The 14,923-nt window shown below is 61.9% G+C and carries 13 protein-coding genes; 1 reads left to right on the forward strand and 12 read right to left on the reverse strand.

What is annotated here, in order from left to right; translation table 11 throughout:
- Nucleotides 1-70 precede the first annotated feature (70 nt).
- The 5 genes from M1B35_RS10610 to truA all read right to left on the reverse strand — a co-directional run bounded on the left by M1B35_RS10610 (nucleotide 71) and on the right by truA (nucleotide 4,718).
- Entirely contained in the window at nucleotides 71-730 is a 660-nt protein-coding gene (locus M1B35_RS10610; RefSeq protein WP_268261891.1) for an SPOR domain-containing protein, read from the reverse strand.
- Nucleotides 714-2,021, reverse strand: coding sequence for a bifunctional tetrahydrofolate synthase/dihydrofolate synthase (gene folC, locus M1B35_RS10615; RefSeq protein ID WP_123330823.1), 1,308 nt, complete (start codon nucleotides 2,019-2,021; stop codon nucleotides 714-716). The genes M1B35_RS10610 and folC overlap by 17 nt, the downstream gene beginning before the upstream one ends.
- A complete protein-coding gene (gene accD, locus M1B35_RS10620; RefSeq protein ID WP_123330821.1) occupies nucleotides 2,018-2,938 on the reverse strand; it encodes an acetyl-CoA carboxylase, carboxyltransferase subunit beta in 921 nt (306 codons plus the stop codon). The genes folC and accD overlap by 4 nt, the downstream gene beginning before the upstream one ends.
- A 260-nt stretch (nucleotides 2,939-3,198) precedes the next feature.
- Nucleotides 3,199-3,831, reverse strand: coding sequence for a phosphoribosylanthranilate isomerase (locus tag M1B35_RS10625; protein ID WP_268261892.1), 633 nt, complete (start codon nucleotides 3,829-3,831; stop codon nucleotides 3,199-3,201).
- Between the two features lie 62 nt (nucleotides 3,832-3,893).
- Entirely contained in the window at nucleotides 3,894-4,718 is an 825-nt protein-coding gene (gene truA, locus M1B35_RS10630) for a tRNA pseudouridine(38-40) synthase TruA (RefSeq protein WP_425273402.1), read from the reverse strand.
- Between the two features lie 226 nt (nucleotides 4,719-4,944).
- On the opposite strand from truA, the gene M1B35_RS10635 reads away from it, so the two are divergent.
- Nucleotides 4,945-5,604: a M24 family metallopeptidase gene (locus tag M1B35_RS10635; protein ID WP_268261894.1), complete on the forward strand. Its 660-nt coding sequence runs from the start codon at nucleotides 4,945-4,947 to the stop codon at nucleotides 5,602-5,604.
- A gap of 99 nt (nucleotides 5,605-5,703) precedes the next feature.
- Here M1B35_RS10635 and M1B35_RS10640 read toward each other — a convergent pair whose 3' ends face one another.
- From M1B35_RS10640 to leuC, 7 genes are all read right to left on the reverse strand, one after another.
- Entirely contained in the window at nucleotides 5,704-8,289 is a 2,586-nt protein-coding gene (locus M1B35_RS10640) for a motility hub landmark protein FimV (RefSeq protein ID WP_268261895.1), read from the reverse strand.
- A 182-nt stretch (nucleotides 8,290-8,471) separates the two neighbouring features.
- Nucleotides 8,472-9,482 carry an aspartate-semialdehyde dehydrogenase gene (locus tag M1B35_RS10645; protein WP_268261896.1) on the reverse strand — a complete coding sequence of 337 codons (1,011 nt, stop codon included), beginning with the start codon at nucleotides 9,480-9,482 and terminating at the stop codon, nucleotides 8,472-8,474.
- Nucleotides 9,483-9,641: 159 nt separating this feature from the next.
- Nucleotides 9,642-10,754: an aspartate-semialdehyde dehydrogenase gene (asd, locus tag M1B35_RS10650; protein WP_268261897.1), complete on the reverse strand. Its 1,113-nt coding sequence runs from the start codon at nucleotides 10,752-10,754 to the stop codon at nucleotides 9,642-9,644.
- Nucleotides 10,755-10,808: 54 nt separating this feature from the next.
- On the reverse strand, nucleotides 10,809-11,891 hold the full coding sequence (leuB, locus tag M1B35_RS10655; RefSeq protein ID WP_123330809.1) for a 3-isopropylmalate dehydrogenase: 1,083 nt from the start codon (nucleotides 11,889-11,891) through the stop codon (nucleotides 10,809-10,811).
- Nucleotides 11,892-11,942: 51 nt separating this feature from the next.
- A complete protein-coding gene (locus tag M1B35_RS10660) occupies nucleotides 11,943-12,707 on the reverse strand; it encodes a class I SAM-dependent methyltransferase (protein ID WP_268261898.1) in 765 nt (254 codons plus the stop codon).
- 96 nt (nucleotides 12,708-12,803) lie between these two features.
- The gene (gene leuD / locus M1B35_RS10665; protein WP_268261899.1) at nucleotides 12,804-13,448 is read right to left on the reverse strand and encodes a 3-isopropylmalate dehydratase small subunit; all 645 of its coding nucleotides are present in this window, start codon (nucleotides 13,446-13,448) and stop codon (nucleotides 12,804-12,806) included.
- 10 nt (nucleotides 13,449-13,458) lie between these two features.
- A complete protein-coding gene (gene leuC, locus M1B35_RS10670) occupies nucleotides 13,459-14,877 on the reverse strand; it encodes a 3-isopropylmalate dehydratase large subunit (RefSeq protein WP_123330805.1) in 1,419 nt (472 codons plus the stop codon).
- Nucleotides 14,878-14,923 lie beyond the last annotated feature (46 nt).

Genomic DNA, 14,923 nt, shown 5'->3' on the forward strand with positions numbered 1-14,923 from the left:
GCATTTTAGCAGAGCGCTTGGCTGTCGGTAAGCTGCGATTCACTGTGCATTTCAAATCGTGTCGATAGCTTTAACCACGTTCAGGCTGGAAGCGCACCACGAACCCCTTGAGGTTGTGCTGGCGACCCAGTACGTCACGCAGGCGATCCGCCTCCGCACGCTCGATCAGCGGCCCGACAAATACCCGATTCTTGCCTTCGGCAGAGCGGATATAGGCGTTATAGCCCTGGGTACGCAAGGTTTTCTGCAAGTTCTCAGCCCCTTCACGACTGGACAGACTGGCCAATTGCACCGACCAGCTCACCGACAGGCCATTGGCATCGACTCGACTTTGAGTGGTGTCCGGCTTGACGGGCGCCGCGGCGATGGGCTGAGTGGGCGCCGCCACCGGCTTCGCCGGCGCAGGTTGCACAACAGGCTTGCTCGCAACAACCGGCGGTGCCACTGGAACAGGAACCTGGGATACCGGTGCCGAAGGGGCAACCTGCTGGACCACTTCCTCCTCCATCGGCTGCGGCTCTTCAGGCAACACCTGAGGCTCGGGCACCACCACTGGCTCAACCTGAACCTGAGGCAGCGCTGAAACCTGGGGCGCGGCAGGCGCCTCAACACTGACGTGACGCTGCTCGTCCTCACGAGAAAACAGCATGGGCAGGAAAATCACCGCCAGCGCCACCAGAACCAGGGCCCCCACCATTCGCTGCTTATAGACGTTATCCAACATTGCCATGTGCAGCTTCCTCCGTGGAGCGCCGGGCGAGCCACTCAAGCGCCTCGGCAACACAATAAAAAGACCCGAACAGCAGAATTTCATCTTCGGCTGCGGCTTGCTCGCACTGGGCATCAAGGGCCGCAGCCACGCTGACATGGGACGTCACCGTCGCCCCAAGGTTCTCCAGGGCCGCTTGCAGATCCGCCACCGGGCGTGCGCGCGAGGAATCCAGGGGAGCCACTGCCCAGCTATGAACACTGCCGTTCAGTCGGGCAACCACACCTTCAAGGTCTTTGTCCGCCAACAGGCCGAACACCGCCAGGCGCCGCCCTGCCACCGGCCGACGAGCCAGGCGCTCGGCCAGGTACTCGGCCGCATGAGGGTTATGCCCGACATCCAGCAGCAGATTCAGCCGCTTGCCCTGCCAGTCGAATTGCCGACGATCCAGGCGCCCCACCACTCGCGTCTGCTGCAAGGCGGCGATGATCTGTTGCGCCTGCCACGGTAAGTCCAACAACAGATAGGCCTGCAACGCCAGCGCGGCATTCTCCATCGGCAGGTCGAGCAACGGCAGATCGTGCAACTCCACCGCCTGCCCACGCCGATCGACGCCTCGCCACTGCCAATGCGCTTCGCCCTGCGCCAGGTCGAAATCACGACCACGCAGGAAAAACGGGCAATTGAGCTCGCGCGCCTTGTCCAGCAGAGGTTGAGGAGGATTCAGATCGCCACAGAGCGCTGGCGCGCCCTGGCGGAAAATGCCGGCCTTTTCATAGGCCACGGATTCGCGGGTATCACCCAGGTAGTCCACATGGTCGACGCCGATACTGGTCACCAGGGCCAGGTCCGCATCCACGATGTTGACCGTATCCAGGCGCCCGCCCAAGCCGACCTCCAGGACCACCGCATCCAGCGCTGAATGCTGGAACAGCCAGAAGGCCGCCAGGGTACCCATCTCGAAATAGGTCAGAGAGATTTCGCCACGCCCCGCCTCGACCGCAACAAAGGCCTCGCAAAGCGCTTCGTCGGTGGCTTCAACACCGTCGATCTGCACCCGCTCGTTGTAGCGCAGCAGGTGCGGCGAGTTGTAGACACCAACCTTCAACCCCTGGGCCCGCAACAGCGAGGCGACGAAGGCGCAGGTGGAACCCTTACCGTTGGTGCCGGTCACCGTAATCACCCGAGGCGCCGGCTTGCCCAATCCCATGCGGGACGCTACCTCTTGCGAGCGCCCCAGCCCCATGTCGATGGCCGAAGGGTGCAATTGCTCGAGGTAGGCGAGCCATTCGCCCAGGGTGCGCTGGGTCATAGGCTGGCAGGTGCCGGCGGAACCACGATCGGCTCGATAGGCGCAGCGACGAACTCTGGCGTCGGCAGCCCCATCAGTTGGGCCAACAGGTTACCCAGGCGCGGACGCAGCTCCTGACGGGCGATGATCATGTCGATTGCACCGTGTTCCAGCAGGAACTCACTGCGCTGGAAGCCTTCCGGCAGTTTTTCGCGCACGGTCTGCTCGATCACACGTGGACCGGCAAAGCCCACCAGGGCCTTTGGCTCAGCGACGATCACGTCACCCAGCATGGCCAGGCTGGCGGAAACACCACCGTAGACCGGGTCGGTCAGCACCGAGATAAACGGCAGGCCTTCTTCACGCAGACGGGCCAGCACCGCGGAGGTCTTGGCCATTTGCATCAGAGAGATCAAGGCCTCCTGCATCCGCGCACCACCGGAGGCGGAGAAGCAGATCATCGGGCAGCGGTTTTCCAGGGCGTAGTTGGCAGCGCGAACAAAACGCTCACCCACGATGGCGCCCATGGAGCCCCCCATGAAGGAGAATTCGAAGGCGGACACCACCACCGGCATACCCAACAGGGTGCCGCTCATGGAGATCAGGGCATCCTTTTCACCGGTTTGCTTCTGCGCGCCCACCAAGCGGTCCTTGTACTTCTTGCCGTCGCGGAACTTCAGGCGGTCGACCGGCTCCAGGTCGGCACCCAATTCGGCACGGCCTTCGGCATCGAGGAAGATGTCGATGCGGGCGCGAGCGCCGATACGCATGTGGTGGTTGCACTTAGGGCAGACGTCCAGGGTCTTTTCCAGCTCCGGACGATAGAGCACGGCCTCGCAGGACGGGCATTTATGCCAAAGACCTTCAGGCACCGAGCTCTTCTTCACCTCGGAACGCATGATCGAAGGGATCAGTTTGTCTACTAACCAGTTGCTCATGCTTTCTTTCTCCAGTACCGGCGGCCCGAACGCTCTGGTTCGCAGCCCCGTGTATGCCCTTGAGCTAAATTCATGTGTGCGGCGATGATCGTTTCGTTACCGCGGTCAGCACAAGGCTCGACCTGCCTGTCTCGAATCGTTCCTCAGCCATCCCGACAACCCGCGATAGAGCGGTTGCCACTTCAATCTCGACCCGTCCAGAGGACGATGCCAGCCTGTTTTGTACAGTGGTGTTATGGACGGCGGCAGACTGCCAGCCGTCACATCGACTCACTGCTGCCGCGTACTGCCTGCATAAATGCACGAATCTTTGCCGGATCCTTGATGCCCTTGGCCTGCTCCACACCGCCGCTGACGTCCACCGCATAAGGACGCACCTGGGCAATGGCTTGCGCCACATTCTGCGCAGACAGCCCACCCGCGAGGATGATCGGCTTGCTCAACCCTCGGGGAACCAGGGACCAGTCGAACGCCTCGCCGGTTCCGCCGGGCACGCCTTCCACGTAGGTGTCGAGCAGAATGCCGCTGGCCCGCGGATAGGCGTCGCAACTGGCGGCAATGTCATCCCCCGCCTTGACCCGCAGTGCCTTGATGTAAGGCCGGTGATAGCCCTCGCAATCGGCGGACGATTCATCGCCATGGAACTGCAGCAGGTCCAAGGGCACCGCGTCGAGGATCTCCCCCAACTCACAGCGACTGGCATTGACGAACAAACCCACCGTGGTCACGAAAGGCGGCAAGGCGGCGATGATGGCCCGCGCTTGCTGCACAGTCACCGCCCGCGGGCTTTTAGCGTAAAACACCAAGCCGATGGCATCCGCCCCGGTCTCGACCGCTGCCAGCGCATCTTCTATGCGGGTAATCCCGCAAATTTTGCTGCGAACGGCTGACATGTCGTTTAAACCCCAGGGCAAATCCGGAAAGTCCCGGATGGTAGCAAATGCTTTTCCAAGCGTCAGCCGTCAAGTTCCGAGAAACCAGTAAGGAAATGTGGCCCGACGTAGCGTTCCGGCAACTGGAACTCGTCCTTGTACTCCACCTGCACCAGGTACAAGCCAAAGGGGTGCGCAGTCACGCCACCAGCGCGGCGAACACGGCTTTCCAGCACTTCGCGGGCCCATTCCACCGGCCGCTCGCCGGCCCCGATGGTCATCAGTACGCCGGCGATATTGCGCACCATGTGGTGCAAAAAGGCACTGGCGCGGATATCCAGCACAATCATCTTGCCGTGCCGGGTGACGCGCAGGTGATGCAGTTCCTTGATCGGCGACTTGGCCTGGCACTGGCCAGCCCGGAACGCACTGAAATCATGGGTACCCACCAGAAACTGGGCCGCCTCCGCCATGCGCTGGACATCCAGGGGCCGGTGGTTCCAGGTGATTTCCTCATTGAGGTGGGCCGGGCGAATCTGATCGTTGTAGATCACATAACGATAACGCCGGGCAATGGCCTTGAAGCGCGCATGAAAATGCGCAGGCATGACCTGGGCCCAACTCACACTGATGTCATGGGGCAGGTTGATATTGGCCCCCATGACCCAAGCCTTCAGCGAGCGCTCGACCCGGGTGTCGAAATGCACCACTTGCCCACACGCATGAACCCCAGCGTCAGTACGCCCGGCACACGCGACCACCACCGGTGAGTCAGCCACTTTCGACAGCGCGCGCTCCAGGGTTTCCTGAACGCTCGGCACACCGGAAGCCTGGCGCTGCCAGCCTCGGTAGCGCGAACCTTTGTATTCAACACCCAGGGCGATGCGGAAAAAGCCTTCGGCCGCCATTTCGGCAGCCGGGTTATCTATATTTGCCAAGAAGTTACAGCCTGCTGATATGCGCAAAGTCGGCCATTATAAGGCCGCCGGAAACAGACGCCATGCACGACCGGCTTTTAGTTGCTGATTGGCATTCAACCCCCCCAGCCCTGCAAGCCAATTGCTTCACTTCCCGACTATCGCTATATAGAAAAATACATAACGATAACTTCGCCCCTCTACCGAGACCTGATGAATGAACGCCATAAGCAAAGAAGCGGTTGGCCTGGCCTACACCCTGGACGGCATGCTCCACGCCAAACGCATGATCTGGGAAGCCATTGCGCAGATGGGCCGGCAGATCACCCCCGGAATGCGCGAATCCGACGCCAAGGCCTTGGGCCTGACGATCTTGCAGGAACTGGGGATGGAGCGAATCTGGCACCCAATGCTGATCCGCTTTGGCAGCAACACCCTCAAAACCTTCAAGCAGCGCTCCGAGGGCGACCCGATTCTGGGCGAGCAGGATATTTTCTTTATCGACCTGGGCGTGGTCTGGGATCGCCATGAAGCCGATGCCGGGGCCACGTTCACCACCGGCAACGATCCCGAGATGCAGGCGTGCGCGGCGGCCGCCAAAACCCTCTTCGACCAGGTGCACGACCACTGGAAAACCCATCAGGTCAACGGCCCCGAGCTCTATCGCTTCGCCGAAGCCCAGGCGACCGCCATGGGCTGGTTACTCAATCTGGAGATCAAGGGCCACCGCGTCAGCGACTTTCCCCATGCGATCTACCGAGCCGGCGACCTGGGAGCCTTTGAAGACTGCCCGAACGTCGGCCTGTGGATCCTTGAAATCCAGATCGCCCACCCTACCCGCCCCTTTGGCGCATTTTATGAAGACCTGCTGAGCTGAGCTCGCGCACAAGCATGGGGTGCTAGTGCGCCAGGCAGATGCAGAAACAAAAACGGCAGCCTCATTGGGCTGCCGTTTTGTTTACTGCCTTGCCGAGAATCAAGCCAGACGCGTCAGCATTTCCTGGGCTTCGGTTTTCTGGCCATCATTACCTTCACTGATGACTTCGCCAAGGATGTCCCGGGCGCCATCGTTGTCGCCCATGTCGATGTAAGCCTGGGCCAGGTCCAGCTTGGTGGCCACCTCATCGGTACCGGAGAGGAAGTCGAAGTCCGTCTCATCGAGGCTCGCCGCTGCGTCTTCAGCCGTGAAACGCGGCTCATCAAGCGCTGGCTGCTCAAGGCTCTGCGACAGGCGATCCAACTCGGCGTTGACATCGTCCAGCTCGGAAGCAAAGGCGTCCTTGGGCTCAGCCGCAACGTCCATCTCATCCGCCAGGGACAGGTCGAAATCTGCAGGCAGATCCAGATCATCCAGGGCTTCAGCGGTGATCGTCGGCACATCGCCGGTCGGCAAGCCCTTCATCTCGTCTTCAAGACCGAGCAGGAAGTCTTCGTCGCTCTGGGCCGGCAGGTCGTCGCCCAGATCGAGGTCAAAGTCCGACAGATCGTCGAGGTTGTCTTGAGCCTCGGTCTGTTGCTGCAAGACCGACTCGAAACTCAAGTCGTCGTCCAGCGGGAACTCATCCAGCTCAGCCACCGGGTCAACCACTGGCGCCGGCTCCGGCGTCACCACCGCAGGCGACACGGCTTCCAGATCATCCAGGCTCAGGTCGAAATCCGCATCCAGGCCTTCAATCACAGACTCTGGTTCCGGCTCCGGCGCTTGCGGCTCATCCTGCAGCAGTTCCTTGACGTATTCGGCGTCCAACTCAGCCGCCACCGCAGCGGCAGCCAAACCAGCAGTGGCTGCCACAGCGACCATGGCCGGGAAGCGGCTTTTCAGCTGCTCGACTTCCGCGTGGTTCTTGCCATTGGCCACCAACTGGCGTTCCTGGGCGATAAAGGCGGTGCGATCGCCCTGGAGGCCGTAGACCTCCATCAACTTCAAGCGCAACTCACTGCGCTGAGGCTCCAGCGGGACGGCTTCTTCGAGGATGGCGGCCGCCTGGTTCAAACGTCCAGCGTCGATATGGTTCTGCGCTTGCCCGAGCACATCCAGGGCACGCTCGGCAGGCGCTGGAGGTGGCGCTACGACAACCGGAGCCACGACCACTTCAGGCGTCGGCGCCAGCTTGACGCTAGGCGCTGGTACTTCCAGGCCCTCGAAGCTGCTTTCCGGCAGGTCCATTTCCGCGGCGAAATCATTTTCCTCGGACAAGGCCCGAGCCATCCGCAGGTGCTTTTCCGCTTCCTGGGCCGCCTTGCGACGGCGCACCAGCAGCAACAGCAGGAGCGCCGCCAGGACGGCACCGCCACCAATCAGACCCAGCAGGATCGGGTTGGTCAGCAGCTCGTTGAATTTGCTGTCATCGGATTGGGCAGCCTCCGCCGGTGGCTCAGGCGTCACAGGCGCGGCAGTGGCCGCCGGGTCCGTCACGGGGACAGCCGGGGCTGCTGGCGCCGGAGGCGGGCTCACCAACTCGGCCGAGACCACAGGTGCAACCGGAGTCGCCGGCGCTGCCGAACCCTCGGCCTGCAACTTGGCCAGTTGATCGTTCTTCAGCTCGATCAGCCGCTGCAGTTTGTCCAACTGGCTCTGAAGATCGGCCATGCGGCTTTTCAATTCTTCGTTGTCGCGGCGTGTCGAATCCAGGCTTTCCTGAGTCACCGCCAACTTGTTGCTCAGCGCCTTGCTATCGCCCGCCGCCCCTTTGCCGCGCTTGCCCGCATCCGCCGACACCAGGCTCAGGTTGTCTTTGCTGGCAGCCTGGCCGGTGGCCTGGTTGGCAGTGCCGCGCTTGGTCCCGTCCAACTGCTGTTGCTGGCCACGAGTGGCACTACGCCGCCCCTGACGCCACGCCGCATTTTGCGCAGCCACTTCGGCGATCGCCTGGGGCTGCGGCAAGCTGGTGCTTTGCACAGGGTCCGGCAGACGCAGCACTTTGCCGGTCTTCAACCGGTTGATGTTGCCGTCGATAAAGGCATCCGGATTCAGCGCCTGAATTGCCAGCATGGTTTGCTGCACCGAACCGCCGTTGCGTTCCTTGGCGGCAATTTCCCACAAAGTGTCGCGTGCCGAGGTGGTGTACTGCTTGGGCTTGCTCACACCGGTGACCGGCGCGTTGACCGCAGCCCGCTGAGGCGGCGCGACCTTGGCGGCGGCTTCGGCGGTTTGCGGAGAGAATTTGGAAGGGTCCAGCAGTACGCTGTAATCACGCAGCAGCCGGCCATTGGGCCACATCACCTGGACCAGGAACTTGACCATCGGCTCGGACAGCGGCTTGCTCGAGGTGACCCGCAACAGGCTCTTGCCGCCTGGATTGAGGACCGTAGTGAAGCTCAGGTCATTGAGGAACGCCTGGCGATCAACGCCGGCCTTGGCGAACTCTTCCGGCGAGGCCAGGCTGGGGACCACCTCGGCGGCGGTGAGGTCCTTGATATCAAGCAGTTCGATTTCTGCTACCAAAGGCTGGTTAAGCGTCGACTTCAGGGTCAGCTCCCCGAGCCCAAGCGCCTGCGCCACACCGGAGGACAGCGCCGAGGCGGCCGCTATTGCTAACACCAGTTTGCGAACTTGAACCATAGCCTCATCCTTTGTCTGAACATTCCTCGGCCAGCGAGAAGGTGTTGTAGCTGCTGCCGTATGGCATTGCGCGCGATTAATTCTTGCATGCCCCGGGAGGGCCTGATGGCCACTCACCTACAGCAACTGGCCAAGCATAGCGCCCGGCTAGATTCATTCTGCAAATTGTTGCCAAGTATCTTTTACAGCAGGTCTTTTATCAACAACTCAGCCAATTGCACAGCGTTCAAAGCCGCGCCTTTGCGCACGTTATCTGACGTCAGCCACAGATTAAGTTCCGCCGGGTCGTCGACACCGCCGCGCACCCGCCCTACATAAACCACGTCCTGCCCAACTGCATCCCCGACCGCAGTCGGATAGTCGCCCGCCTCAACCAGCTCCAGGCCAGGGGCCGCATCCAACGCTGCATTCACCGCCACCAGGTCGATAGCGGTCGCGGACTGCAGGGTCACGCTATAGCTATCGCCAAAAAATACCGGGGCTTGAACGCAAGTGACAGAAATCTTTAATAAAGGTTGTGCCAGGACTTCACGCAACTCGTGCACCAGGCGCTTTTCCAACAGGGTATGCCCCTGCTCATCCGGCGTGCCCACTTGCGCCAGCAGGTTGAACGCCATCTGCCGATCGAAGAAACGCGGCTCCAGGGGGCGAACATTCAGCAGCTCAGCGGTCTGGCGCGCCAATTCGGTCACGGCTTCGCGCCCCTGGCTGGAGACCGCGAGGCTGGCGGTCAGGTTGACACGCTGAATGTCCAGCAACCCCTGCAACGGCGCCAGCGCTACCGCCAAGGCTGTGGCCGAAGCACTCGGACTGCTCAACTGCAGCGGCTTTTTCAACCCGGCCAACACCTGTGCATTCACCTCCGGCACTACGTTCGGCGCCTGGGCCGAAGGCAAGGCACCGGACAGGTCGATCACCGCACAATTGGCGGCCGTGGCCCGGGGTGCGAAGCTCAAGGTGACTGCCGGGCCAGCGGCGAAGAACGCCAGTTGAACCTTGCTGAAATCGAACTCGTCGACCTCCCGCACTCGCACGTTCTTGCCACGAAAAGGCACCGAGTGCCCGGCCGATTCGCTGCTGGCCAACAGGTGCAGGTTGGCGACGGGAAAATCACGCTCTTCGAGGATCTGCACCAAGGTTTCACCCACAGTGCCGGTGGCGCCGATCACGGCAATATCAAAGGACTGGTTCATGGTGCTACCTCAGGCGAATCGGGGGGAGCGGCACTTTACCCGCCGCGGGGTAACGAGGCAATTGGCGGGCAAGCCCGGCACCGCAGGCGGGCAAGCCCGAGGACCATAAAAAAACCCGCGACTCTTGCAAGGCGCGGGCTTTTTCAGACGCTCAGTGGATCAGCGCTCCAGCAGGATCCGCAGCATGCGGCGCAGCGGTTCGGCCGCGCCCCACAGCAGCTGGTCGCCTACGGTGAACGCGCCGAGGAACTGCGAGCCCATGTTCAGTTTACGCAGACGCCCCACCGGAATGTTCAGGGTGCCGGTGACCTTGGTTGGGCTCAGCTCCTGCATGCTGATATCACGCTGGTTCGGCACCAGCTTGACCCACGGGTTGTGCTGGCTGATCAGCCCTTCGATGTCGGCGATCGGCACATCTTTGTTGAGCTTGATGGTCAGTGCCTGGCTGTGGCAGCGCATGGCGCCGATACGTACGCAGATACCGTCCACCGGGATCGGGCTCTTGAAGCGACCGAGGATCTTGTTGGTTTCGGCCTGGGCCTTCCACTCTTCACGGCTCTGGCCGTTAGGCAGCTCCTTGTCGATCCACGGAATCAGGCTGCCGGCCAGGGGCACGCCGAAGTTCTCGGTCGGGTAGGCATCGCTGCGCATGGCTTCGGCCACTTTGCGGTCGATGTCGAGGATGGCGCTGGCCGGGTTGGCCAGGTCATCAGCGACGGCCGCGTGGGTCGCCCCCATTTGCTTGATCAGCTCACGCATGTTCTGCGCGCCGGCACCGGAGGCCGCCTGATAAGTCATGGCACTCATCCACTCCACCAGGCCGGCTTCGAACAAGCCGCCCAGGCCCATCAGCATCAGGCTGACGGTGCAGTTGCCACCGATATAGTTCTTGGTGCCAGCATCCAGTTGCTGGTCGATGACCTTGCGGTTCACCGGGTCCAGGATGATCACCGCATCGTCCTGCATACGCAGGCTGGACGCCGCGTCGATCCAGTAGCCCTGCCAGCCGGCTTCGCGCAGCTTGGGGAAGACTTCGCTGGTGTAGTCGCCACCCTGGCAGGTCAGAATCACGTCGAGGGTTTTCAGCTCATCAATGTTGTAGGCGTCCTTGAGCGGAGCAATATCCTTGCCCACCGACGGACCCTGGCCACCGACATTGGAAGTGGTGAAAAACACCGGTTCAATAAGATCGAAGTCCTGCTCTTCCAGCATCCGCTGCATGAGCACGGAACCGACCATACCGCGCCAACCGATCAGACCTACACGTTTCATCGCAACTACACCTATACAAAAGTGGGCCACCGTCTGTGCGGTGGGCCCGAAAGATTACAGATTCCGCAGCGCGGCGACTACTGCATCGCCCATTTCCTGCGTACCTACCTTTTCACAACCGGCCGACCAGATGTCGCCCGTGCGCAAACCTTGGTCCAGCACCAGGCTCACGGCCTTCTCAATGGCGTCCGCCGCTTCGTGCAGGTTGAAGCTGTAACGCAGCATCATCGAGACCGAGAGGATGGTCGCCAACGGGTTGGCAATGCCTTGCCCGGCGATGTCCGGCGCCGAACCGTGGCACGGCTCGTACATGCCTTTGTTGTTGGCATCCAGGGAGGCCGACGGCAGCATGCCGATGGAACCGGTGAGCATCGAGGCTTCGTCGGAGAGGATGTCACCGAACATGTTGTCAGTGACGATCACGTCGAACTGCTTCGGCGCACGCACCAACTGCATGGCGGCGTTATCCACGTACATGTGGCTCAGCTCGACGTCCGGGTAATCCTGGGCCACTTGCTCGACCACTTCGCGCCACAGCTGGCTGGAAGCCAGGACGTTGGCCTTGTCCACCGAGCAAAGCTTCTTGCCACGCACGCGGGCCATGTCGAAACCGACACGGGCGATACGGCGGATTTCGCTCTCGCTGTACGGCAGGGTGTCGTAGGACTGACGCTCGCCATTTTCCAGCTCACGGGTGCCGCGCGGGGCGCCGAAGTAGATGCCGCCGGTCAGCTCGCGAACAATGAGGATATCCAGGCCGGACACGATTTCAGGCTTGAGGCTCGAAGCATCGGCCAGTTGCGGGTAGAGAATCGCCGGACGCAGGTTGCCGAACAGGCCCAGTTGCGCACGGATTTTCAGCAGGCCGCGCTCAGGGCGGATGTCACGCTCGATCTTGTCCCACTTCGGGCCACCCACGGCGCCCAGCAGCACCGCATCGGCGGCACGGGCACGGTCCAGGGTTTCATCGGCCAGGGGCACGCCGTGCTGGTCGATGGCCGCGCCGCCGATCACGTCGTGGCTCAGCTCGAAGCCCAGGCTGTACTTGTCATTGGCCAGCTCCAGCACCTTGACCGCTTCGGCCATGATTTCCGGGCCAATACCGTCACCGGGGAGAATCAGAATCTGCTTGCTCATGCGTTCCTCGTTTGCTCTGTCGGCGCGCCCGCAGGCGCACCCGGAAAAATGTTATCGCTCGGCCCACAGCACCAGTACATCAGTACTGAACGAACCATCGGCCTCAATCTCAAAATATTCGCGCACTTCATTGCCCATCGCCTGCTGCAGCTCGCGAATCGCCACACGCAAAGCCGCCGGCGTGCGCATGCGTTCTACCCAGGAGTTGTACTCCAGACGCAGGCGCTGACGAGCGCTGCTGCGGGTATGCAAACCCGCTTCGCTGACCAAGCGCAACCACTCGCCGGCCGAATAATCGCGCACATGGCTGGTGTCGCGCAGCACTTCGACGCTTTGCAGGTAGGTATCGAGCAACGGGCTGCCCGGCGACATGACGTCGATAAAGGCCGCCACGCCGCCCGGCTTCAAGACCCGACGCACTTCCCGCAAGGCCAGCCCCAGATCGCTCCAATGGTGCGCCGAATAGCGGCTGAACACGAAATCGAATTCGCCATCGGCAAAGGGCAACCGCTCAGCGGCGCCGAGCACGGTCTGGATATTCCCCAACCCGCGCTCCTCCGCCGCACCCGCCACCACATCCAGCATCTGCTGGGAGAGGTCGTAAGCCACGACCTCCTTGACCAGCGGCGCCACATGGAAGCTGACGTGACCCGCGCCACAGCCCAGGTCCAGCACCCGGGCATGGCCCTGGCCGGCCAGCGCCGCCTGCAACAGGGCAAACTCGGCACCCTGGGCGTGCACGGCGCTGCTCAGGTAGGCCGAGGCCTGTTCACCAAACTGCTTTTGTACCACTTGGCTGTGGGCGTTGCTGGTCATGGTGGAGTCCTTGTTTGACAGGGGGTGCAGCGTTCGCTGGCAAGCCAGCTCCTACACCACAAATCCGTAGGAGCCGGCTTGCCGGCGATCAGGCAATCAGGCGTCGCGGAACAACCAGGGCTGGCTGGCCCGGTGCTTGGCTTCAAAGGTGGCGATGGCGTCGCCGTCCTGCAAAGTCAGGCCGATGTCGTCGAGGCCGTTGAGCAGGCAATGCTTGCGGAACGCGTCGATCTCGAAGCTCAGCACTTTGCCGTCAGGACGGGTCACGGTCTGGGCAGCCAGGTCGATCTGCAACTGGTAACCCGGGTTGCCCTCGACCTGCTGGAACAGTTCGTCCACTTCTGCGTCGCTCAAAATGATCGGCAACAGGCCGTTCTTGAAGCTGTTGTTGAAGAAGATGTCGGCATAGCTCGGCGCGATGATGCTACGGAAACCGTACTCTTCCAGGGCCCAAGGCGCGTGTTCACGGCTGGAGCCGCAACCGAAGTTTTCCCGTGCCAGCAACACGCTGGCACCTTGGTAACGCTCGGCGTTCAACACAAAATCTTTGTTCAACGGACGCTTGGAGTTGTCCTGATAGGGCTGCCCCACGTCCAGGTAACGCCACTCGTCGAACAGGTTCGGACCAAAGCCGGTGCGCTTGATCGACTTGAGGAATTGCTTGGGAATGATCTGGTCGGTGTCGACGTTGGCACGATCCAAAGGCGCGACAAGACCGGTGTGCTGGGTAAAAGCTTTCATGCTGCGCTCCTTAGATCAATTCACGGACGTCGACGAAACGGCCGGTGACGGCGGCGGCGGCGGCCATGGCCGGGCTCACCAGGTGGGTACGCCCACCGGCACCCTGGCGCCCTTCGAAGTTGCGGTTGGAGGTCGACGCGCAGTGCTCGCCGGACTCCAGGCGGTCCGGGTTCATCGCCAGGCACATCGAGCAACCCGGCTCACGCCATTCGAAACCGGCTTCGAGGAAGATCTTGTCCAGGCCTTCCGACTCGGCCTGAGCCTTGACCAGGCCGGAACCCGGCACAACGATCGCCTGCTTTATGGTGGAGGCCACTTTGCGACCCTTGGCGATCACCGCCGCAGCACGCAAGTCTTCGATCCGCGAGTTGGTGCACGAACCGATGAAAACCCGATCCAGCTGGATGTCGGTGATCGCCTGGTTGGCGGTCAAGCCCATGTATTTCAAGGCACGGACGATGGAGTCACGCTTGACCAGGTCCATTTCCTTGGCCGGGTCCGGCACGCTCTGATCCACGGCGAGGACCATTTCCGGCGAAGTGCCCCAGCTGACTTGCGGCTTGATCTGCGCCGCATCGAGTTCGACAACGGTGTCGAACTTGGCATCGGCATCAGACACCAGGTCTTTCCAGGCCTCGACGGCCAGGTCCCATTCCGCGCCTTTCGGGGCGAACGGACGACCCTTGACGTAAGCCACGGTCTTTTCGTCCGCGGCTACCAGGCCCACACGGGCACCGGCTTCGATGGACATGTTGCAGATGGTCATGCGGCCTTCGACCGACAGCTCGCGAATCGCGCTGCCGGCGAATTCGATGGCGTGGCCGTTGCCGCCGGCGGTGCCGATCTTGCCGATCACTGCGAGCACAATGTCCTTGGCCGTCACGCCGAAGGGCAAGGTGCCTTCAACCGACACCAGCATGTTCTTCATTTTCTTGGCCACCAGGCACTGGGTGGCGAGCACATGCTCCACCTCGGACGTGCCGATGCCGTGGGCCAAGGCGCCGAACGCACCGTGGGTCGAGGTGTGGGAGTCGCCGCAAACCACGGTCATGCCAGGCAAGGTCGCGCCCTGCTCCGGGCCGATCACGTGGACGATGCCCTGGCGCACGTCGTTCATCTTGAATTCGACGATGCCGTATTCATCACAGTTGTCATCGAGGGTCTGGACCTGCAGACGCGAAACCTGGTCGGCAATCGCTTCGATCCCGCCCTTGCGCTCCGGCGTGGTCGGTACGTTGTGGTCCGGGGTGGCGATGTTGGCATCGATACGCCACGGCTTGCGCCCGGCCAGGCGCAGGCCTTCAAAGGCTTGCGGCGAGGTCACTTCGTGGATGATGTGACGATCGATGTAGATCAGCGCCGAACCATCGTCGCGCTGTTTGACCAAATGCGAATCCCAGAGCTTGTCGTAGAGCGTTTTGCCGGCCATCAGACGTTTCCTCATCAGCTTGTTTCTATGCCGCGGGTCATTGCTG

The organism is Pseudomonas morbosilactucae (assembly GCF_023241665.1).
In the GTDB taxonomy this organism is placed as follows: domain Bacteria; phylum Pseudomonadota; class Gammaproteobacteria; order Pseudomonadales; family Pseudomonadaceae; genus Aquipseudomonas; species Aquipseudomonas morbosilactucae.